The 20,353-nt window shown below is 72.8% G+C and carries 17 protein-coding genes; 8 read left to right on the forward strand and 9 right to left on the reverse strand.

What is annotated here, in order from left to right; translation table 11 throughout:
* Window positions 1-159: 159 nt before the first annotated feature.
* Window positions 160-453 (forward strand): Rv3235 family protein, encoded by a 294-nt coding sequence (locus tag ACW69E_RS27095; RefSeq protein WP_457500924.1) that lies wholly within the window; start codon window positions 160-162, stop codon window positions 451-453.
* 181 nt (window positions 454-634) lie between these two features.
* On the opposite strand, the gene secA is transcribed toward ACW69E_RS27095, so the two are convergent.
* A complete protein-coding gene (gene secA / locus ACW69E_RS27100) occupies window positions 635-3,466 on the reverse strand; it encodes a preprotein translocase subunit SecA (protein ID WP_457500925.1) in 2,832 nt (943 codons plus the stop codon).
* Between the two features lie 190 nt (window positions 3,467-3,656).
* On the opposite strand from secA, the gene ACW69E_RS27105 reads away from it, so the two are divergent.
* The gene (locus tag ACW69E_RS27105; protein WP_457500926.1) at window positions 3,657-4,238 is read left to right on the forward strand and encodes a GNAT family N-acetyltransferase; all 582 of its coding nucleotides are present in this window, start codon (window positions 3,657-3,659) and stop codon (window positions 4,236-4,238) included.
* 71 nt (window positions 4,239-4,309) lie between these two features.
* Window positions 4,310-5,479 (forward strand): winged helix-turn-helix domain-containing protein, encoded by a 1,170-nt coding sequence (locus ACW69E_RS27110; RefSeq protein ID WP_457500927.1) that lies wholly within the window; start codon window positions 4,310-4,312, stop codon window positions 5,477-5,479.
* Between the two features lie 84 nt (window positions 5,480-5,563).
* Here ACW69E_RS27110 and ACW69E_RS27115 read toward each other — a convergent pair whose 3' ends face one another.
* The 7 genes from ACW69E_RS27115 to mtnA all read right to left on the reverse strand — a co-directional run bounded on the left by ACW69E_RS27115 (window position 5,564) and on the right by mtnA (window position 14,093).
* Window positions 5,564-6,316, reverse strand: coding sequence for a response regulator (locus tag ACW69E_RS27115; RefSeq protein WP_457500928.1), 753 nt, complete (start codon window positions 6,314-6,316; stop codon window positions 5,564-5,566).
* 148 nt (window positions 6,317-6,464) lie between these two features.
* Entirely contained in the window at window positions 6,465-7,169 is a 705-nt protein-coding gene (gene hpf, locus ACW69E_RS27120) for a ribosome hibernation-promoting factor, HPF/YfiA family (RefSeq protein WP_457500929.1), read from the reverse strand.
* Between the two features lie 490 nt (window positions 7,170-7,659).
* Window positions 7,660-8,388, reverse strand: a complete 729-nt coding sequence (locus ACW69E_RS27125; RefSeq protein WP_457500930.1) for a ComF family protein — start codon at window positions 8,386-8,388, stop codon at window positions 7,660-7,662.
* A 19-nt stretch (window positions 8,389-8,407) separates the two neighbouring features.
* A complete protein-coding gene (locus tag ACW69E_RS27130) occupies window positions 8,408-10,300 on the reverse strand; it encodes an LpqB family beta-propeller domain-containing protein (protein WP_457500931.1) in 1,893 nt (630 codons plus the stop codon).
* Entirely contained in the window at window positions 10,287-12,227 is a 1,941-nt protein-coding gene (gene mtrB / locus ACW69E_RS27135) for an MtrAB system histidine kinase MtrB (RefSeq protein WP_457500932.1), read from the reverse strand. Before mtrB ends, ACW69E_RS27130 begins: the two co-directional genes overlap by 14 nt.
* 1 nt (window position 12,228) lies before the next feature.
* Complete coding sequence (gene mtrA, locus ACW69E_RS27140; protein WP_014061181.1) at window positions 12,229-12,906, reverse strand: two-component system response regulator MtrA; 678 nt, start codon at window positions 12,904-12,906, stop codon at window positions 12,229-12,231.
* The gene (gene mtnA, locus ACW69E_RS27145; protein ID WP_457500933.1) at window positions 12,903-14,093 is read right to left on the reverse strand and encodes an S-methyl-5-thioribose-1-phosphate isomerase; all 1,191 of its coding nucleotides are present in this window, start codon (window positions 14,091-14,093) and stop codon (window positions 12,903-12,905) included. The genes mtrA and mtnA overlap by 4 nt, the downstream gene beginning before the upstream one ends.
* Before the next feature lie 150 nt (window positions 14,094-14,243).
* Here mtnA and ACW69E_RS27150 point away from each other — a divergent pair, with 150 nt between their 5' ends.
* Genes ACW69E_RS27150 through ACW69E_RS27170 form a run of 5 tightly spaced genes read left to right on the forward strand, consistent with a single transcriptional unit; the run spans window position 14,244 to window position 19,750 of the window.
* A complete protein-coding gene (locus tag ACW69E_RS27150) occupies window positions 14,244-15,491 on the forward strand; it encodes a glycerophosphoryl diester phosphodiesterase membrane domain-containing protein (RefSeq protein WP_457500934.1) in 1,248 nt (415 codons plus the stop codon).
* A 55-nt stretch (window positions 15,492-15,546) separates the two neighbouring features.
* Window positions 15,547-16,236 carry a DUF4129 domain-containing protein gene (locus ACW69E_RS27155; protein ID WP_457500939.1) on the forward strand — a complete coding sequence of 230 codons (690 nt, stop codon included), beginning with the start codon at window positions 15,547-15,549 and terminating at the stop codon, window positions 16,234-16,236.
* On the forward strand, window positions 16,233-17,459 hold the full coding sequence (locus tag ACW69E_RS27160; protein WP_457500935.1) for a DUF4350 domain-containing protein: 1,227 nt from the start codon (window positions 16,233-16,235) through the stop codon (window positions 17,457-17,459). The genes ACW69E_RS27155 and ACW69E_RS27160 overlap by 4 nt, the downstream gene beginning before the upstream one ends.
* A complete protein-coding gene (locus ACW69E_RS27165) occupies window positions 17,456-18,421 on the forward strand; it encodes an AAA family ATPase (RefSeq protein ID WP_457500936.1) in 966 nt (321 codons plus the stop codon). The genes ACW69E_RS27160 and ACW69E_RS27165 overlap by 4 nt, the downstream gene beginning before the upstream one ends.
* A gap of 18 nt (window positions 18,422-18,439) precedes the next feature.
* Window positions 18,440-19,750: a DUF58 domain-containing protein gene (locus ACW69E_RS27170; protein WP_457500937.1), complete on the forward strand. Its 1,311-nt coding sequence runs from the start codon at window positions 18,440-18,442 to the stop codon at window positions 19,748-19,750.
* Window positions 19,751-19,754: 4 nt separating this feature from the next.
* Here ACW69E_RS27170 and ACW69E_RS27175 read toward each other — a convergent pair whose 3' ends face one another.
* On the reverse strand, window positions 19,755-20,270 hold the full coding sequence (locus ACW69E_RS27175) for a GNAT family N-acetyltransferase (RefSeq protein ID WP_457500938.1): 516 nt from the start codon (window positions 20,268-20,270) through the stop codon (window positions 19,755-19,757).
* Window positions 20,271-20,353 lie beyond the last annotated feature (83 nt).

Raw genomic sequence — 20,353 nt, forward strand, 5'->3', positions numbered from 1 at the left:
GGCGCCCCCCCCCCCCCGGGGGCCCCCCCCCCCCCCCCCCCCCCCCCACCCCCCCCCCCCCCCGGCGGGCCCCCCCGCCCCCCGGCCCGCTCGGCCCTGCTCGCGGCCCGGCAGCGCGAACGCGACCGGCTGCCGCCCTACTGGTTCGCGCACCGGCTGGTGCTCGTCCTCAGCGGGCTGCGGCCGGTCCACCTCCTGCTCGGCCACACCCGCGACGAGGCGTACGAGCAACTGGTCCGGCTCGCCCCGCTGACCCCGCTGCGGTCGGCACAGGCGGGCGGACCCGCTCCGGTGGTCAGGGAGGTCGGCTGGTCGCAGCCCCGCCCCGGCGCGGTCGAGGCGTTCGCCCGGATCGCCGCAGGCGACCGGCTGCGCGCTCTGGCCTTCCGTCTGGAGCACTCCCGCGACCGGCGCTGGCTGTGCTCCGCCGTCGAGCTCGACACCGTCTCCTGACCGGCGGGACCGCCATGACCGGTGGCCCGCCCGGCGGGACGACACCGTGACCGTGCCGCACGGGACACGGGGGACCGTGCGGCACGGAAGACGCCCCGGGGCCGGGCGCCCTCCTCGGACGCCCGGCCCCGGACCGGTATCGAAGCGGACCGCCCGCCGCCCCGCGGCGGCGGCCGCCGGGTCACTTCTTGCGGCGGCGGCCCTTCTCCTTCTGGGCCCTGCGGCGCTCGGCGCGGGTCATGCCGTCCGCGGGCGAGCGGACCGGGCCGCCGTCCTCGCCGCTGGCGAAGTCGCCCTCGACGACACCGCCCTCGCCGTCCACGGTCGGCGCGGAGAAGTGCAGCCGGTCCGGACGCTGCGGGGCCTCCAGGCCCTTGGCCCGGATCGCCGGACGCCCGCCCGCCGCGACGGCCTCCTCCCGGGGGGCCTTCTCCAGGGAGGGGGCGGGCCCGGCCTCCTCGACCGGCACCTCCTCGACCTGCTGCTCGACCTGGACCTCCAGGTTGAACAGGTAGCCGACGGACTCCTCCTTGATGCCGTCCATCATCGCGACGAACATGTCGTAGCCCTCGCGCTGGTACTCCACCAGCGGGTCGCGCTGCGCCATGGCGCGCAGGCCGATGCCCTCCTGGAGGTAGTCCATCTCGTACAGGTGCTCGCGCCACTTGCGGTCGAGGACGGAGAGGACCACACGGCGCTCCAGCTCGCGCATGATCTCCGAGCCGAGCTGCTTCTCGCGCTCCTCGTACCGCTCGTGGATGTCGTCCTTGATGGCGTCGGCGATGAAGTCCGCCGTGATGCCGTCGCGGCCCCCGGCGGCCTCCTCCAGGTCCTCGACGGTGACCGTCACCGGGTAGAGCTGCTTGAAGGCGCCCCACAGCCGGTCCAGGTCCCACTCCTCGGCGAATCCCTCGACCGTCTCGGCCTGGACGTAGGCGTCGATGGTGTCGTCCATGAAGTGGACGATCTGCTCGTGCAGGTCCTCGCCCTCCAGGACGCGGCGGCGCTCGCCGTAGATGACCTCGCGCTGCCGGTTGAGGACCTCGTCGTACTTCAGGACGTTCTTGCGGATCTCGAAGTTCTGCTGCTCGACCTGCGACTGCGCCGAGGCGATGGCCCGGGTGACCATCTTGTTCTCGATCGGGACGTCGTCGGGCACGTTGGCCATGGACATCACACGCTCGACCATCTGCGCCTTGAACAGCCGCATCAGGTCGTCGCCGAGCGAGAGGTAGAAGCGGGACTCGCCCGGGTCGCCCTGGCGGCCGGACCGGCCACGCAGCTGGTTGTCGATACGGCGCGACTCGTGCCGCTCGGTGCCCAGCACGTACAGGCCGCCGAGCTCGGTGACCTCCTCGTGCTCCGCCGCGACGGCCTGCTCGGCACGCTCCATGGCCCCGGGCAGGGCCGCCGCCCACTCCTCGGCGTTCTCCACCGGGTCCAGGCCCTTGGCGCGCAGCTCGGTCTCGGCCAGGTCGTCGGGATTGCCGCCGAGTTTGATGTCGGTACCGCGGCCGGCCATGTTGGTGGCGACCGTGACGGCGCCCTTGCGGCCCGCCTGGGCCACGATCACGGCCTCGCGCTCGTGGTTCTTGGCGTTGAGCACCTCGTGCGGCACGCCGCGCTTCTTCAGCTGCTGCGACAGGTACTCGGACTTCTCGACCGAGGTGGTGCCCACCAGGACCGGCTGGCCCTTCTCGTGCCGCTCGACGATGTCCTCGACCACCGCGTCGAACTTGGCGACCTCGGTGCGGTAGATCAGGTCCGACTGGTCCTTGCGGATCATCGGCCGGTGGGTCGGGATCGGCACCACGCCGAGCTTGTAGATCTGCTGGAACTCGGCGGCCTCGGTCATGGCCGTGCCGGTCATGCCCGAGAGCTTGTCGTAGAGGCGGAAGAAGTTCTGGAGGGTGATCGTGGCGAGCGTCTGGTTCTCGTCCTTGATCTCCACCCCCTCCTTCGCCTCGATCGCCTGGTGCATGCCCTCGTTGTAGCGGCGGCCGGCCAGGATGCGGCCGGTGTGCTCGTCGACGATCATGACCTCGCCGTCGAGGACGACGTAGTCCTTGTCCTTCTTGTAGAGCTCCTTGGCCTTGATCGCGTTGTTGAGGTAGCCCACCAGCGGGGTGTTGACCGACTCGTAGAGGTTGTCGATCCCCAGCCAGTCCTCGACCTTGGCCACACCGGACTCGTGGATGGCGACCGTGCGCTTCTTCTCGTCGACCTCGTAGTCGCCCGTCTCCGGCTGCTGCTTGAGCGGGTTGGCGGCCTCGCCGCGCTCCAGGCGCTTCACCAGCTTGGCGAAGTCGCCGTACCACTTGGTGGCCTGGTCGGCCGGACCCGAGATGATCAGCGGGGTGCGGGCCTCGTCGACGAGGATCGAGTCGACCTCGTCGACGATCGCGAAGTTGTGGCCGCGCTGCACCAGCTCGTCCTTCGACCACGCCATGTTGTCGCGCAGGTAGTCGAAGCCGAACTCGTTGTTGGTGCCGTAGGTGATGTCGCAGGCGTACTGCTCACGGCGCTGCGCCGGGGTCATGTTGGCGACGATGCATCCGACCGTCAGCCCCAGGAACTTGTGGACCCGGCCCATCAGCTCGGAGTCGCGCTGGGCCAGGTAGTCGTTGACCGTGATCAGGTGGACGCCCTTGCCCGACAGGGCGTTGAGGTACGCGGGCAGGGTGCCCACCAGCGTCTTGCCCTCACCGGTCTTCATCTCGGCCACATAGCCCATGTGCAGGGCGGCGCCGCCCATCATCTGCACGTCGTAGTGGCGTTGGCCGAGTACGCGCTTGGCCGCCTCGCGGACCGTCGCGAAGGCCTCGGGCAGCAGGTCGTCCAGGGACTCTCCGTCGGCGAGGCGCTCCCTGTACTCGTCCGTGAGCGCCCGCAGCTCGGCGTCGGTGAGGTTGACGAAATCCTCTTCGATCGACGACACCTGGTCCGCGATGCGGTGCAGTTTGCGCAGGATCTTGCCTTCACCTGCACGCATGATCTTGCCGAAGACGGACACGTAGGCTGGCTCCTTGCCGGTCGGGCCGGGCACGGTCTGGGTGCTCTGGCACGGCGGGCCTCCTCCTTGCGTCGGGCCCAGCCGCACCGGCCATCGTATGCGAGGGGCACCGGCCCCTGTACCCCCCAACGTGCCGGAGACTCGGAAGGTGCCGGTTCCGCCCGATTGGATGACCGGCACAATCATCTCCATGCGACCCGTCACCCTGGGCACCGAGCGCCTCCTGCTGCGTCCCTTCCAGCCGCAGGACGTCCCCGCCGTCCACGCCGCCTGCCAGGACCCGGACATCCTGCGCTGGACCACCCTCCCCGAGCCGTACGAGCGGCGGCACGCGCAGGAGTTCGTGCTCAACATCGGCCCGGCGGGCTGGCGCGAGGACACCGCGTACAACTTCGGCGTCTTCACCCGGGGCGGGGAGCTGGTGGGCTCGATGGGCCTGGTGCGCGTCACACCGCCCGGACCGGAGGGGCGCCTGGCGGAGCTGGGCTACTGGACGGCCAGGGAGTGGCGGGGCCGCGGGTACACCGTGGAGGCCGCGCGGGCGGTGGCCGACTGGGCCTTCCGCGAGCTGGGCGTGGAGCGGCTGGAGTGGTTCGCCGAGGCGGGGAACACCGGGTCGCGGGCCGTGGCCGAGCGGCTGGGCTTCGTGATGGAGGGGACCCTGCGGGCGCGGATCACCTTCCGCGGGACCCGGCGGGACGCCTGGGTGGCGTCGCTGCTGCCCTCGGACCGGGGGCTCGAGGCGGCCGTACCGTATCTGCCCGCGCCGTAGGGCCGCGCTCCCGCGGGCGGGGTCCGGCCGTTTCCGGGCCCGCTGTCGGTGGCAGGCCCTATCGTCGGCGCATGACCTCCGTCTCACTCTCACTCTCCGCCGACGAGGCCCGCCGGATCGCGCTGCGCGCACAGGGGCTGCTGGGAGCGCCGGACCGCCGGGCCGGGGTGGAAGGGGTGCTGCGCCGCCTGGGAGCCGTGCAGCTGGACACCATCTCGGTACTGGCCCGCTCCCATGAGCTGGTGCCGTACGCGCGGCTGGGCGCGGTCGGCCGCGACACGGTGGAGGCCGCGTACTGGGCTGGAGGGCGCGCCTTCGAGTACTGGTCGCACGCCGCCTGCGTCCTGCCGGTCGAGGAGTGGCCGTACTTCGCGTTCCGGCGCCGGGCGTTCCGGGCCAGGGGGCACCGCTGGCACCGCATGGAGGACTCCGAGCGCTCCTGCGCCGCCGTGCGGGACCGGCTGAAGGCCGACGGCCCGCTGACGGCCACCGAGCTGGGCGGCGCGAAGAACGGCGGCGAGTGGTACGACTGGTCCGAGACGAAGATCGCGGTGGAGTGGCTGCTGGACACCGGCGAGGTGGTCTGCACCGAGCGGCGCGGCTGGAAGAGGGTGTACGACCTGGCCGAGCGCGCCGTCCCCGGCGAGCTGTTCCACGACGACCTGACCGACCACGAGTGCCTGCGCCGGCTGGTCGCCCAGGCCGGGCGGGCGATGGGTGTGGCCACCCGCGCGGACCTGGCCGACTACCACCGGCTGAAGGGCGAGCAGGTCGACGCGGTCGTCGCCGGGACGGGCCTGGTGCCGGTGGAGGTGGCGGGGTGGGGCAGGCCGGCCTGGGCGGACCCGGCGGCGCTGGAGGCCGAGTCGTCCGGGAGCCGGGGGCGGCACCGCACCACGCTGCTGTCGCCGTTCGACTCGCTGATCTGGGATCGCAGGCGCACCGAGAGAATCTTCGGTTTCACCCACCGGCTGGAGGCGTACGTGCCCAGGGCCCGGCGGATACACGGCTACTTCGCGATGCCGCTGCTGTCGGGGGGACGGCTGCTGGGCCGGGTCGATCCGGCCCGCGAGGGGAGGACGCTGGTGGCGCGGCAGGTGTCGATGACGGGGCGCGGGGCGGTGGAGCCGATGGCGCGGGCGCTGCGGGAGGCGGCGGGATGGGTGGGCTGCGACGCGGTCCGCGTCGAGCGCTGCGACGACCCGACGCTGGCCGCGGCCCTCACCGCGGCCCTCGGCTGACGCGCCCGCCGCGTCCGGCACGGCCGGCCTGTCCGGTTCACTCGGCGCGTCCGGCACGGCCGGCCCGGCGCGGGCCGGCCCGCCTCACCTGATCTCCAGGATCTTCTCCCGCATCGCGTAGACCACCGCCTCCATCCGGGAGTGGAGCTGGAGCTTCTCCAGGATGTTGCGGACGTGGTTCTTCACGGTGTTCTCGCTGATGAAGAGTTCCTTGGCGATGTCGCGGTTGTTCATGCCGGTGGCGACGAGCTTGAGCACCTCCAGCTCCCGGTCGGTCAGACGCGGCGCGGGCACCAGCCGCTTCTCGTCGGTGCGCTGGATCATCGATTTGAACTCGGTGAGCAGTTTGGCCGCCATCGACGGGCTGATCTGCGACTGCCCGTCGGCGACCGCGCGGATCGCGGTGGAGACCTCGTCGGTGGAGATCTCCTTGAGCAGGTAGCCGGTGGCCCCCGCCTTGATCGCGTCGTAGAGATCGGCCTCCTCGTCGCTGATCGTCAGCATGATGATCTTCGCGCTGGGGGCCACCTCCTTGATCGAGGTGCACGCCTCGATACCGCCGCGCCGGGGCATCCGCACATCCATCAGCACGATGTCGGGAAGCAGGTCGGCGGCCTTGTCCACGGCCTCGGCACCGTCCCCCGCCTCGCCGACGACCTCGATGTCCTCCTCCTGCGCGAGGACGATCTCCAGCCCGCGTCTGAAGAGGGCGTGGTCGTCGACGACCAGGACTCGGATGGGCTCCTTGCGCAGGTCCGCCGTCCCCGCGCCCACGGGCGCGGCGCCTCGGCCGCCGTCCCGCGCGCCGGGCGTCACGGGCCCGAAGCTGTCCGCCATCGTTCCTCCCCCTGCAGCCAGGCTACGCAGCGCCAACCGGCCGGTGCAGGGCGCCGGTTGGACGTGGCCATGATTCCATGCCCCCGCCCCCGGCCGAATTCCTCGTTCGGCCGGGGGCGGGTCCGGTGCGCGGTGTCAGCGACTGTTATCAGCCACGCAGAGCGCCTCCGGCGCCGTGCGGGGCCTCCTCCACGAAGGGGTCGGGTTCCAGATGGATGACGCCGTAGTCGTAGCCGTGCCGTCGGTAGACGACGCTCGGCAGCTTGGTCTCGGAGTCGACGAACAGGTAGAAGTCATGCCCGACCAGCTCCATCTCGTACAGGGCCTGGTCCAACGACATCGGGGCCGCCGCGTGGGTCTTCTCCCGGACGACCAGGGGTCCCTCCCCCTGAACCTCCAGCGGTCCCACCTTGGTGGTGGCGGGCGGTTCCTCGACCGCCGTGCGCTGCGGTCCGAGCCGGCCGTCCTCGCCGATGGTCGCCGCGTTCGGCACGGTCACGGCCACATCGTGCGCCGGGATCCGGTGGTGGCCGTTCCCCTTGCGCGCGGAGACCCGCTTCTCGTGCTGCCTGCGCAGCCGCGACTCCAGCTTCTCCGTGGCCAGATCCAGCGCCACGTAGGGATCGGCCGCCGCCGCCTCGGCGCGGATCACCGGACCGCGGGAGCGCAGTGTGATCTCAACCCGGTCGGAGCGGTCGGCCTGACGCGGGTTGGGCTCCTTGGACACCTCGACGTCGAGGCGGATCGCCTTGGCGTCGATCTTCTGGATCTTGTCCAGCTTGAGCTTGTCGACCACGTGCTTGCGGAACCGCTCCGGCACCTCTGTCTTACGGCCCTTGACGACGATGTCCACGCAGAACTCCGTTCCCGGGCACCCCCGCCGCCTGAGCGGCGGAGCACGCCCTTTGTGCACTGAGTCCGGAAAGTGCGGGCTCCCGCCCGTCACCGTCCGGCCCTACGTCGGGTTGCGACTTTCACCTCCTCCTCCCCGGTCGGGAAGACCGCCACTCTCCCGTTTCCGGGAGATTGGCCGGCAAAGCCGGGTGAACGCCCTGGAGCGCACATGTCCCGCCGTACGGAACGACTCCCGCCATTCCTCACAACCGAACCTACCCCTGCCGGAGGAAACTCGGCACCCCCTGTCGGCACCTGCCTCCGATCGCGGGCGGCTCCGCCTTCACACCGGGAGGCAGAGGCCCCCGCCGACGGTTCCACCCGTACGGACCACACTGCCCATTCCCGGCCGGGGTACGCCCCCGCGGACCACCTGCCGGAGGAACGCCCGCACACCGGTGCGAGACCCCCCGGAGCGGCGAGCGGGGTGGACTCCGGCCGATACGGCCCTAGGAGGCGCCGGGCCGTGAGGCCGCCACCACCGCCGCGCCGGCCACTGCTCCGCCGGCTCCGCGCAGCGCCCGCGCCGCCTCCGCGAGCGAGGCGCCCGTGGTCACCAGATCGTCCACCACGACCACCGGGCCCCGCGCCAGCAGGCGTTCCGCACCGGCGGCCGTACCCAGGGCTCCGGCCAGGTTGACCAGGCGCTGCCGGGCGTCCAGCCCCGCCTGGTCCGCCACGGTGCGCCGCTGCCGCAGCACGGGCAGGACCCGCGCCGGCCGCCCGGCGCGTCTGAGTTCGCCGGCCGCCGCCAGCGCCATCCTCCGTACCGGGTCGTGGCCGCGTGCCGCCACCGAGCGCCGCGCGGAGGGCACCGGAACCAGCAGCAGCGGCCCCCCGCCCTCCCGCGCCGTTCCTCCCGGCGTCGCTCCCCCCGGCGCCGCCGCCCGGGCCGCCGCACACACCGCGCCGGCCAGCACCACCCCCAGCGGAGCCGCCAGCCGCAGGGCGCCGCGTTCCTTGTGCGCGAGCAGCACCGCCCGTGCCTCGTCGGCGTAGGCCAGGCACGCGTGGACCGGCGGCAGGCCGTCCGGCGGCGGGTCCGGCCGCACCCGCCGCGGCCGGGAACCACGCAGCAACTCCTGACACCGCGCGCACAGACCGGTGCGCGGCAGTCCGCACCCGGCGCAGTCGGCAGGCAGCGCCAGATCGGCCAGCTCCCGCCACCATTCCCGCATACCGAACATACCGGGACGACTACCCCGGGTAGACAGGCATCGACCCCTTGTCCGTGACCAGTTCCCACTCGGCGCGATCGAGCCGGGCAATGCCCTCCCCGGTGTCGGCCAGCAGCGGTCTGTCACCGTTCTCCGAGGCCGCCACACCGGTCACCCCGTTGAGTCCGGGCAGCGTCGAGGGGCCGGCCGAGGAGCCGTCCGTCGCCGTGTAGCGCAACTGCTGCACGCCCTTCGACTCCCGGCCGACGACCACCAGCCTGCTGTCGCCCGCCCAGGAGGCGTCCAGCACCTCCTCCATCCGCGGAGCGATGGGCCGCAGACCCTCCACGGTCGCCATGGGCTCCCCGTCCTCGGACTCCTCCCGCTCGATGCGTCCGAGCCGCAGGGTCGTCCGGTCCCCGTCGCTGACCAGCAGTGCCATGCGCACACCGTCCGAGGAGACCCTCAGCGCCTCGATCCGGCCGCGGCCGAGGCCGGCCACCTCGACCTCCCTCGCCTCCTCCTGGCCCCCGCGCAGCCACAGCAGCCGGGGCCCGTCCGAATCGCGGTCGGCCACCCACAGGTCGCCGAGCCCGTCCCAGCTCGGAGCCGTCAGCCCGTCCCTCTCCCGCTGCGCGCCGCTGGTCACCACGGGATCGCCGAGCCCGGTGTCGGCGGCGAGCGGTGCGACGAACAGCGACCGGCCGTCCAGCGACACCCCCGCACCCCGCTTCTCGTCCCGGCTCACCGAGACCGCGCTCATCCTGGTCAGCCCCGCACCGAACGGGCCGCCGACGGGCGCGGTCCGGTCGCTGTCCCCCAGCACCACGGCCAGCCGGTCGCGGTCGTCGACGAAGTACTGGCCGCCGCCGACACCGCCCAGCCGGCCCGGCGCGTACGCCTCGGCCTCGTCACCGGTCAGGGAACACAGCTCGGCGCCGCCCTCCCCCCTGGTCAGCCGGACGCGGGAGGTCCTGGCCGACACCTGGCCGCCCACGGTGTGCAGCACCTGGGCGGCCATCCGGTCGCACTGGGCGCTCCCCACCCCGAGCGGACGCTCACGCCCCTTCCCGTCGCGCACGACCAGCGGGACGGTCAGCGTGCCGGAGTCGTTCGGGGAGAGCCTCGTGCCGGCGGCGAGCCGTGTGCCCTCGGGGAAGGCCGAGCCGACCACCGGGGCCAGCCAGCCGGTCGGCCCGTCCAGCAGCGCCTCGACCGCCTCGGTCAGCGGGTCTATGCGCTCCCGGACGTAGACCGGATCGGCGACCAGGACGTCCTCGCCCCGCGTCACCGCGCCGGTGTCCGGGCCCAGGTCGGCGTAGTGGTAGGTGTTGACCGACTCGTAGTTGCGCTCGAAGTCGGCCTCGGCCACCACCAGCCCGTCCGCCAGCTGGTCGATGCGCCACTCGCCTCCGACCCGGACGAGGTGGAACACCTCCCGGTACGTCCCTTCGCTGGGCTGGTAGGCGTGCTCGCTGTCCACCAGCGCGACGGTCGGGCCGGTCACCTCCACGGTGGTGCCGTCCTCCTCATCGGTGGAGGAGCGGCCGGAGGCGAACACGGTGGGGGCGACGTCGAGCACCGTCGTACGGGCGAAGGGGTCCCAGCCGCGCGCGGCCCTGCCGGTGAGGTACTCGCGGGCGGTGGCGAACCCCGGCTCGTCGCTCGTGGTGGCCTCCAGGAAGCCGCGCACGATCTGCCAGGGATCCGCGCCCTTGCGCGGGCTCATCCCGAACACCCGTGCCTGGGAGTCGGTGTCGGCCCGGGAGAGGGGATCCACCTTGCGGACCTCCCCTTCGGAGGGCATCGACGCGCACCCGGCGAGCAGCAGGACGAGAGCGCCGAGCGCCGCCACGTACCCGCGGCGCGTACGGGACGAGCGTGGAGGACGGAGATCCTCGCGGGGACGCTCAGTCTCCTTACCGGTCGCCATGTCCACCCTGCTCCTCCTCCGGCTCAGCCGCCGTCCGCCTCCGCGCCCCCGGCTCTCCGCCACCCGGCCCGCCCCCGGTGTCCCCGGCCTCCCGGGGCGGTGCCGCCACCGCGCCGCCGGGCGGGCGGCGCGGCTCCCGCGCCGCCCCCGGGGACGGGACCGGGGACCGCACGGGGGCGTTCGCCCCGCCGGGCCGGTCCTGGGCGGCCTCCCTGCGGCGACGGGAGTCGGCCGGCTCCAGGGGGATGGGGGAGCCGCGCAGCGGCTCCCCCGCGGTGCGCGGGATGGTCAGCCGGAACTGCGAACCGCCGCCCTCCTCGCCCCATGCCTGCAGCCAGCCGCCGTGCAGCCTGGCGTCCTCGACCGCGATGGACAGGCCCAGGCCGGTGCCGCCGGTGGTGCGGGCGCGGGCCGGGTCCGCACGCCAGAAGCGGTTGAAGACCCGGTTGGCCTCGCCCGGCTTGAGCCCCACACCGTAGTCGCGCACCGCCACGGCCACCGCGCCGTCGCCCGAGGCGAGCCGGACCACGATGTCCCGGCCCTCACCGTGCTCGACCGCGTTGACCACGAGGTTGCGCAGCACGCGCTCGATGCGCCGGGCGTCCGCCTCCGCCATGACCGGTCGCTCGTCGCCGTGGACCAGGAAACGGCTGCCCTTGCGCTCGGCGAGCGGCTCCGCGCCTTCCAGAACGCGCCTGACCACATCGCGCAGGTCCACCGGGTCGGCCTCCAGCGCGGCCGCCTTGGCGTCGAAGCGGCTGATCTCCAGCAGATCCGCCAGCAGCGACTCGAAGCGGTCCAGCTGCCCCAGCAGCAGCTCGGCCGAGCGGGCCGTCACCGGGTCGAACTCGTCGCGCGCCTCGTGGATGACGTCGGCGGCCATCCGCACCGTGGTGAGCGGGGTGCGCAGCTCGTGGGAGACGTCCGAGACGAAACGGCGCTGCATCCGGGACAGCTCCTCCAACTGCTGGATCTTCGTCTGGAGGTTCTTCGCCATCTTGTTGAACGCCTCGCCCAGCCGGGCGATGTCGTCCTCGCCACTGACCTTCATCCGCTCCTGGAGGCGCCCGGCGGCGAGCCGCTCGGAGATCCTGGCGGCCATCCGGACGGGGGTGACCACCTGGCGCACGACGAGCCAGGCGATGGCGCCCAGCAGCACCACCACGAAGACACCGGCGGTGGCGAGTGTGCCCTTGACCAGGCTGAGGGACTTCTCCTCCTGCTGGAACGGGAAGAGGTAGTACAGCTGGTACGGGTCGCCGTTGGGGTCGTTCAGGCGCTTGCCTATGACCAGCGCGGCCTCGGTCCGGCCGCCCTCCAGCACGATCGTGCCGTACTGCTCGTAGGTGTCGGGGCTGTCGTCCAGTGCCTCGCGCAGCTGCGGCGACACGCTCTCCTCGGGCTTGAGGTCGAAGGACGCACGGGGTCCGTGGCTGCCCGATCCCTCGTCCGAACCGAAGGTGTCCGGCCCCTCCTCGGAGCTGAGTGCCACCAGGTAGTAGACGCCCTGGCCGCCGCTGGCGAGCTGTGTCACCAGGTCGTTCAGCCAGGTGCCGGTGTCCTGGCGTCCGTCGCGGACGTTGCCGGTGCCTCCCGAGGCCACGTCGTCGGCCGCGTCGTCGGCCAGTTGCTCGGCCACCGCGAAACCGCCGGCGGCCTGGCTCCGCGCGGCCTGCTGCTTGGCGTCCAGGAGCCCGTTGCTGACCTGGCCGATGACGACCAGGCCCAGCAGCAGGACGACCGCGAGGGACATCAGCAGCGTGGCGGTCACCACCCGCAGCTGGATGTTGCGCCGCCACAGCCGTACCACGGCCAGCAGCGGGCGCCTCACCCAGCGGACGAACATCCGGAACAGGGGATGCGCCCGACTGCCCGTCGCCCCTTCGGACAGCAGCCCGTCCGGGAGGAATCGACCGCCGCGCCACATGTCAGCTTGGTCCGGCCTTGTACCCCACGCCGCGTACGGTCACCACGATCTCGGGCCGTTCCGGGTCCTTCTCGACCTTGGAGCGCAGCCGCTGGACATGGACGTTGACCAGCCGGGTGTCCGCCGCGTGGCGGTACCCCCACACCTGCTCCAGGAGCACCTCGCGGGTGAAGACCTGCCACGGCTTGCGGGCGAGGGCCACCAGCAGGTCGAACTCCAGGGGAGTCAGCGCGATGGACTGCCCGTCCCGCTTCACCGAGTGTCCCGCCACGTCGATGACTAGATCGCCGATGGCCAGCTGCTCGGGGGCGGGCTCCTCCGAGCGGCGCAGCCGCGCCCGGATGCGGGCCACCAGCTCCTTGGGCTTGAACGGCTTGACGATGTAGTCGTCGGCCCCCGACTCCAGGCCCACCACCACGTCGACGGTGTCGCTCTTGGCCGTGAGCATGACGATCGGCACCCCGGACTCGGCGCGGATCAGCCGGCACACCTCGATGCCGTCCCGGCCCGGCAGCATCAGGTCGAGCAGCACGAGGTCGGGCTTGGTCTCGCGGAAGGCGGCGAGAGCCTTGTCCCCGTCCGACACGAACGACGGTTCGAAGCCTTCGCCGCGCAGCACGATGCCGAGCATCTCTGCCAGTGCGGTGTCGTCGTCGACGACCAGGACGCGTCCCTTCATGCGTCCATCATCCCATTACCCGATCGTGACTTTTCCCGGGGTGACGGTGAGGGCGAGCACAGCTCGGCCAGCGCGCCTCCCGTGACCGGTGAGACCACCCCCCGCTCGGTGACGATCGCCGTCACCAGTTCCGCCGGAGTGACGTCGAAGGCCGGGTTGTACGCCTGCGCGCCCAGCGGAGCCACCGGGATGCCGCTGCCCGGCTCCGCCCCGGCTCCCGGCACCGTGGGCGGCGCGAACTCCGTCACCTCGTGGCCGGGGCGCTGCTCCACCTCGATCGAACCGCCGTCGGCCGTCTCCAGGTCCACTGTGGTCATGGGCGCCACCACCACGAACGGCACATGGTGGTAGCGGGCCAGCACCGCCAGCGGATAGCTGCCGATCTTGTTCGCCACCGAGCCGTCGGCCGCGATCCGGTCCGCGCCGACCAGCACCGCGTCCACCTCGCCCGCCGCGAACAGCGAACCGGCGGCGTTGTCCGCCAGCACCGTGTAGGCCATGCCCTCCCGGGCCGCCTCGTACGCCGTCAGCCGCGCCCCCTGGAGCAGCGGCCGGGTCTCGTCCACCCACAGCCTGCGCAGCTCGCCGGCACGGTGCGCGGCCCGCACCACCCCGAACGCGGTGCCTCCCCCGCCGGACACCAGCGCCCCGGTGTTGCAGTGGGTCAGGACGCGGTAGCCCCCGCCCGGCAGCAGCTCGCCCAGCAGAGCCAGGCCGTGCCCGGCCATCCGCTCGCTCGCCTCGGCGTCCTCGCGGTGCAGCGCCCGGGCCTCGGCCAGCGCCGCGGCGGCCGCCCGCTCGTACCCCGCGCCGGCATCGGCAGATGCCTGGAAGGCCCGCTCGGCCCGGCTCACCCCGTGCCCGAGGTTGACCGCGGTCGGACGCGCGTGCCTGAGCTGCTCGGCCGCGTCGGTCACGTCGTACCCGCGGGCGGCCGCCAGCGCGACGCCGTACGCACCCGCCAGCCCCAGCAGCGGCGCACCGCGCACCGCGAGCGAGCGGATCGCCTCCACCAGGGCGGGCACGTCGGTGCAGACGAGCTCGACCTCCTCGGCGGGGAGCCGGGTCTGGTCGAGCAGCACCACCACCGGCCCCTCGGGAGGTTCCTCCCAGCGCAGCGCGGGAACGGGAACCGGTGCGCCACCGGACGCCGAAGCCGTGGATCGTTCCTCAGTCTGGTCAACCATTCGGACAGTCTGCCCCTTCTCCCTGCCGTCAGTCGAAGGCAACCGGGAGCCGCAGGGCCCGCGCCGTTCCACGGCGGCCCATGGCACGATGGCTGCCAACCAGCCGATACATCCCCACGAACGGGCCGCGAGAACACGAGGTGAACCGCTGTGAGTGACTCTCCGGGCTGGGCCTCGCCCGGATCCTCCCCTTCCGACCCTCCCCCCGCCTCCGGTGGGGGCGCATCCGGTGGCGGTACCTCCGGGCAGCCCGCCGACAAGGTGCCCACGGACAGGACTCCACCGGGGCAGCCGCCCGCGAACTGGTCGCCGCAGCAGCCGCCCGCCGCCCCGCAGGGCTGGGGCGCTCCTCCTCCCCCGCCACCGGGCGGGCCCGGCTGGGGCAACTGGAACCAGCCGCCCGCGGCCAAGCCCGGCGTCATCCCGCTCCGTCCCCTGGGCGTAGGCGAGATCCTGGACGGGGCGGTCTCCACCGCGCGGGCCCACTGGCGGACGGTACTGGGCATATCCCTCGCGGTCGCGATCATGATCCAGCTCGCCTCCACCGTGGCCACCGGCGTCTGGATGCGGGACAACAGCGGCCTCCAGGCGCTGGAGGCCAAGGCCGAGCCGACCAGGGACGAGGTGCTGGACGCCTTCAGCGGTACGTTCAGCGCCCTGGGCGTCGAACTGCTGGCCTCCCTGATCGGCACGGTCATCGCCACCGCGATGCTCACCGTGGTGGTCAGCCGTGCCGTTCTGGGCCGCCCGGTGTCCACCGGGGATGCCTGGCGCGACTCCCGGCCGCAGCTCGCCCGCCTGCTCGGGCTGACGCTGCTGGTGGGACTGATCGTGAGCGGTGCGGTCGCCCTGGGCTTCCTGCCCGGCATCCTCCTCGGCATGGCGGGTTCGGAGCTGGCAGGCGTGGGCATCGCCCTCCTCGGCGGCCTCGCGGGCACCGTGGCGGCCGTCTGGCTGTGGGTCCGCTACTGCCTCTCCGCGCCCGCCCTCATGCTGGAGCGGCAGGGTGTCTTCGCAGCGCTGCGGCGTTCCGCCAGGCTCGTGCGGGGCTCCTGGTGGCGCATCTTCGGCATCCAGCTCCTCACCACCGTGCTGGTCTTCATGATCGCGATGATCATTCAGCTGCCCGCCTCCTTCCTGGCCCCCGTACTGGGCGGCGACGGCATCGAGAGCTTCATGACCGGCGGCGTCGCGGACATCACCTGGACCTACCTGATCGTCGTCGGCATCGGGGCGGTCATCGCCTCCACCATCACCCTCCCGATCAGCGCGGGCGTCACCGCCCTCCTCTACATGGACCAGCGCATCCGCCGCGAGGCCCTCGACCTCGAACTCGCCCGTGCCGCGGAAGTGCCCGGCTACGAGCGGCACACCGGCGACACCGCCCCGGGGAACTGATGTGGTGACGCGGTCAGCGGGTGTGCGCGCGGCGGTACGGGAGACCCCGTTCGCCATACGCGCCGACGGCTCCGGCAGCTCCGACGACGGGGCACCGGTGACGATCCCGCGTGCCCCGGCACGCGAGGCCGCCGAGGACGAGTTGTCCAAGCCCATGTACCACGAGAACGACCCGAGCCTCCTGCGGCGCCTCCTCGACTGGGTGTGGGAGCGGATCGGCGATCTCCTCGACACCGCCGCGGGGGCCACCCCCGGAGGCTGGGTCGGCCTCGCGGCCGTCGCCCTGCTCGTCGTGCTCCTCCTGGCCGGCCTGCGGCTGCGCATGGGCGCACTGCGCCGCGCGCCCGGGTCAACCGGGCGCGGCGGACTCTTCGACGACCGCCCGCGCAGCGCCGACGAGCACCGTGCCGAGGCCGAGCGGTACGCCTCCGCCGCCCGCTGGAGCGAAGCACTCCAGGAGAGGATGCGCGCCCTCGTCCGCTCCCTGGAGGAACGCGCCCTGCTCGACCCCCGTCCGGGCCGCACCGCCGACGAGGCAGCGTCCGAAGCCGCCCGGGTCCTCCCGGACCACGCCACGGCCCTGTACGCCGCCGCTCTCGCCTTCGACGAGGTCACATACGCCGGACGCCCAGCCGACCAGGCCGCGTACCTGCGACTGCGCGACCTCGAGGAAGCCGTCCGGCGCAGCAGGCCCCGCCTCACCGGCGACCCCACACCCGCGGCCCCCGGCGGAGGCGCCGTATGACGACCGCACCACCCGCCCCCTCCACCGGCGCGGACACCTCGGTATCGCCCACCGCGCGCCAACTGTGGGGGCGCGCCCGCGGCCTGCTGCTGGCGGCTGCCGTCCTGGCACTGGCCGGCCTGGTCATCGCCGCCCTCCGCTCCGGCGAGCAACACGGACTGCTCGACCCCCGCTCCGCCGACCGCTACGGCAGCCGCGCCACCGCGGAACTCCTCGCCGACCGTGGTGTGAACACCACCGTCGCCACCGGCATCACCGAGGCCACCGAGGCGCTGGGCCCCGACACCACACTGCTGGTGGCCAACCCGGACCTGCTCAGCGCACGTCAGCAGTACGCGCTGCGCGCCGCCGCGTCCGACAGCGGAGGCCGCACCGTCCTGCTGGCCCCGGGCCCGGCCTCGCTGGGCACCCTGGCCCCGGACGTACGCGCCGTGGAACCCGCCTCCGTCGAGGCGCTCCGCCCCGGCTGCGACGCCCCGTACGCCCGGCGCGCGGGCGCGGCCGAACTCGGTGGCATCACCTACACCACCTCCGCCGCCTCGGTCGAGGCCTGCTATCCCAGCGGCGAGCTGCCCACTCTGCTGCGGCTCCCCGCGGAAACCGGTGACGGCGACACCGTGGTGCTCGGCGCCCCGGACCTGCTGTACAACCACCGCCTCGACCAACACGGCAACGCATCGCTCGCACTGCAACTCCTCGGCTCCCGTCCTCATCTGGTCTGGTACCTCCCCTCCCTGGACGACGCCACCGCCACCGACGGAGGGGACGAGAGCTTCTTCGATCTCATCCCCTCCGGCTGGAGGTGGGGCGCCTTCCAGCTCGCGATCGCCGCGGTCCTCGCCGCGCTCTGGCGGGCCAGGCGGCTGGGCCCTCTCGTCCCCGAACGCCTGCCCGTGGCCGTCCCGGCGTCCGAGGCGGCCGAGGGCCGTGCCCGTCTCTACCGCCAGGCGAACGCACGTGAACGCGCCGCCGAAGCCCTGCGCTCGGCCACCCGCACCCGGATCGCCCCTCTCGCCGGCGTACCCACCGCACAGGCCCACCGCTCCGAGGCCCTGTGCCCGGCCATCGCCGCCCGCACCGGAGACGACGGCATCCGGATCCACGGTCTCCTGTTCGGCCCGGCACCCGCCGACGACGAAGCCCTCGTACGGCTCGCCGACCGGCTCGACCTCCTCGAACGCCGCATCACCCCATCTCCGAGAGACAAGGACCGCACCCCGTGAGCGCCCCCTCCGCAGACAGCGCCCGCGCCGCCCTCGAGGCTCTGCGCGGCGAGATCTCCAAGGCCGTGGTCGGCCAGGACGCCACCGTCACCGGCCTCGTCGTCGCCCTGCTCTGCCGCGGACACGTACTGCTGGAGGGCGTCCCGGGCGTTGCCAAGACCCTCCTCGTCCGAGCCCTGGCCGCCACGCTCGAACTCGACACCAAGCGCGTCCAGTTCACACCCGACCTGATGCCGAGCGACGTCACCGGCTCACTCATCTACGACAACCGCACGGCCGAGTTCTCCTTCCAGCCCGGCCCGGTCTTCACCAACCTCCTCCTCGCCGACGAGATCAACCGCACCCCGCCGAAGACCCAGGCGTCTCTGCTCGAAGCCATGGAAGAGCGGCAGGTCACCGTCGAGGGCACCGCACGCAAGCTCCCCGATCCCTTCCTGGTGGCCGCCACCCAGAACCCCGTCGAGTACGAGGGCACCTACCCCCTCCCAGAAGCCCAGCTCGACCGGTTCCTGCTCAAGCTCCAGGTGTCGCTGCCCTCCAGAGAGGAGGAGATCAAGGTTCTCTCCAGGCACGCCGAGGGCTTCGATCCCCGCGACCTCACCGCCGCCGGCGTACGCCGTGTGGCCGGCCACGCTGAACTCGACGCGGCCCGAGCCGCGGTAGCCAAGACATCCGTCTCACCCGAAGTCGCCGGCTATGTCGTCGATATCTGCCGTGCCACCCGTGAATCCCCCTCGCTCTCCCTGGGCGCCTCACCCCGCGGCGCCACCGCACTGCTGTCCACCGCCCGAGCCTGGGCCTGGCTCACCGGACGCGACTACGTCACCCCCGACGATGTGAAGGCACTCGCCCTGCCCACCCTGCGACACCGCATCCAGCTACGTCCCGAGGCCGAGATGGAGGGCGTCACCGCGGACAGCGTGATCTCCTCGCTGCTCGCCCACGTCCCCGTGCCCCGCTGAGACGACGCGAACCGACCGATGGCTCTCACCGGACGTACAGCCCTCATCGCCGCCCTCGGCGCGCTTCTCGTCGGCTTCCTGCTCCCGAGCTGGACCGGCCTGCTCGCCGTCGAACTCACCCTGCTGCTCGCAATCCTGTACGACCTGGGACGCGCGGCACCAGTCCGAAAGCTCCTTTTCACCCGTTCCGGTGATACATCAGTTCGACTCGGTGAGCCTGCCGAAGTCCGGCTCACCGTCACCAACCCCACCGGACGTCCACTGCGCGCACACCTCCGCGACGCCTGGCCACCCAGCGTCTGGGCCGCCGGCTCCGAGATCACCGCGTCCCGGCACCGGCTGACCGTGCCCGGCGGGGAACGCCGCCGCCTCACAACACGGCTGCGCCCGACCCGGCGCGGCGACCACCACGCCGCCCGGGTCACCGTTCGTTCGTACGGCCCACTCGGCCTCGCCGCCCGCCAGGGCAGTCACTCCGTCCCCTGGACGGTGCGCGTCCTACCGGCCTTCACCAGCCGCAAACACCTGCCCGCGCGGCTCTCCCGGCTCCGTGAACTCGACGGGCGCACCAGCGTCCTCACCCGTGGCGAGGGCACCGAGTTCGACAGCCTCCGTGAGTACATCCCGGGCGACGACACTCGGTCCATCGACTGGCGTGCCACCGCCCGCCAGAGCTCCGTCGCCGTCCGCACCTGGCGGCCCGAACGCGACCGCCGCATCCTGGCCGTCCTCGACACCGGGCGCACCTCGGCCGGCCGCGTGGGCGACATCCCGCGTCTCGACGCCGCGATGGACGCCGCCCTGCTGCTGGCCGCCCTCTCGGCACGCGCGGGCGACCGCTTCGACCTCCTGGCCTACGACCGCCAGGTGCGCGCCACGCTCCGGGGCCGCACCGCCCACGATCTGCTGCCGGCGCTGGTCACGACGATGGCGCCGCTCGAACCGGCCCTGATCGAGTCCGATGCCCGGGGCATGGCATCGACCGTCCTCCGCAATGCTCCTCAGCGCTCGCTCGTAGTCCTGTTCACAGGCCTCGACTCCTCTCCCGTGGAAGAGGGCCTGCTCCCCGTACTCCCACTCCTCACCCAGCGCCACACGGTGGTGGTCGCTTCGGTGGCCGACCCCCGCATCGAGGAGATGGCCGCCGCGCGCGGCACACTCGACGCCGTCTACGGGGCCGCGGCCGCGGCACGGACGCAGGCAGAACGGCGCCACACCGCGTCCCGGCTCCGTCGCCGCGGTGTCACCGTCGTGGACGCCACCCCCGACAAGCTCGCCCCGGCCCTGGCCGACGCCTACCTCGCCCTCAAGGCCGCCGGCCGTCTCTGAGCCCTCAGAGCTGAGGCCTGAGCAGCTCCATCTCGTGAGCCGTGAACGCCGAAGCGCGGGGGTCCGTGTCGATCCTCCCGGTGCGCCGAAAACCCCGGCGGCGGTAGAAGGCCTCCGCCCGGTGGTTGTCCTCGTGCACGTACAGCCGTACCCCCTCGACGGCCGGGCGCGTCCATGACCACTCGACAGCCGCTTCGAGGAGCCGCGTCGCCAGTCCCGTGCCCCGGTGCTCGGGCTTCATGTAGACGCCGACCAGTTGCGTCCGGTCCCCCTCGACCAGAACGGTCAGCTTCCCGCACCACAGCCCGCCGCCGGTCTCCCCGATGAGCGTCAGTCTGTCCCCGTGCCCCTCGCCGTCGGCGGCTCTCCGCCGCCACACGCCGTCCGGGTACGCGGCGGCCTCCTCGTGCCGCTCCAGGAACGCCATGACCGCCACAGGATCGGCGAGGGCCTCCAACCGAAGTTCCCTCAGCCCCCGCCATTCGTCGGCCCGGACCGCTCTGACCCTGTATTCCGCCATCCGCCGATCCTGGCAGCACACCATGCTGGACCTCAACGCAAAAAAGCCTCGGTCTTCGAGTCGTAAACTCGAAGACCGAGGCT

The sequence above is a fragment of the Streptomyces sp. SS8 genome (assembly GCF_054072955.1).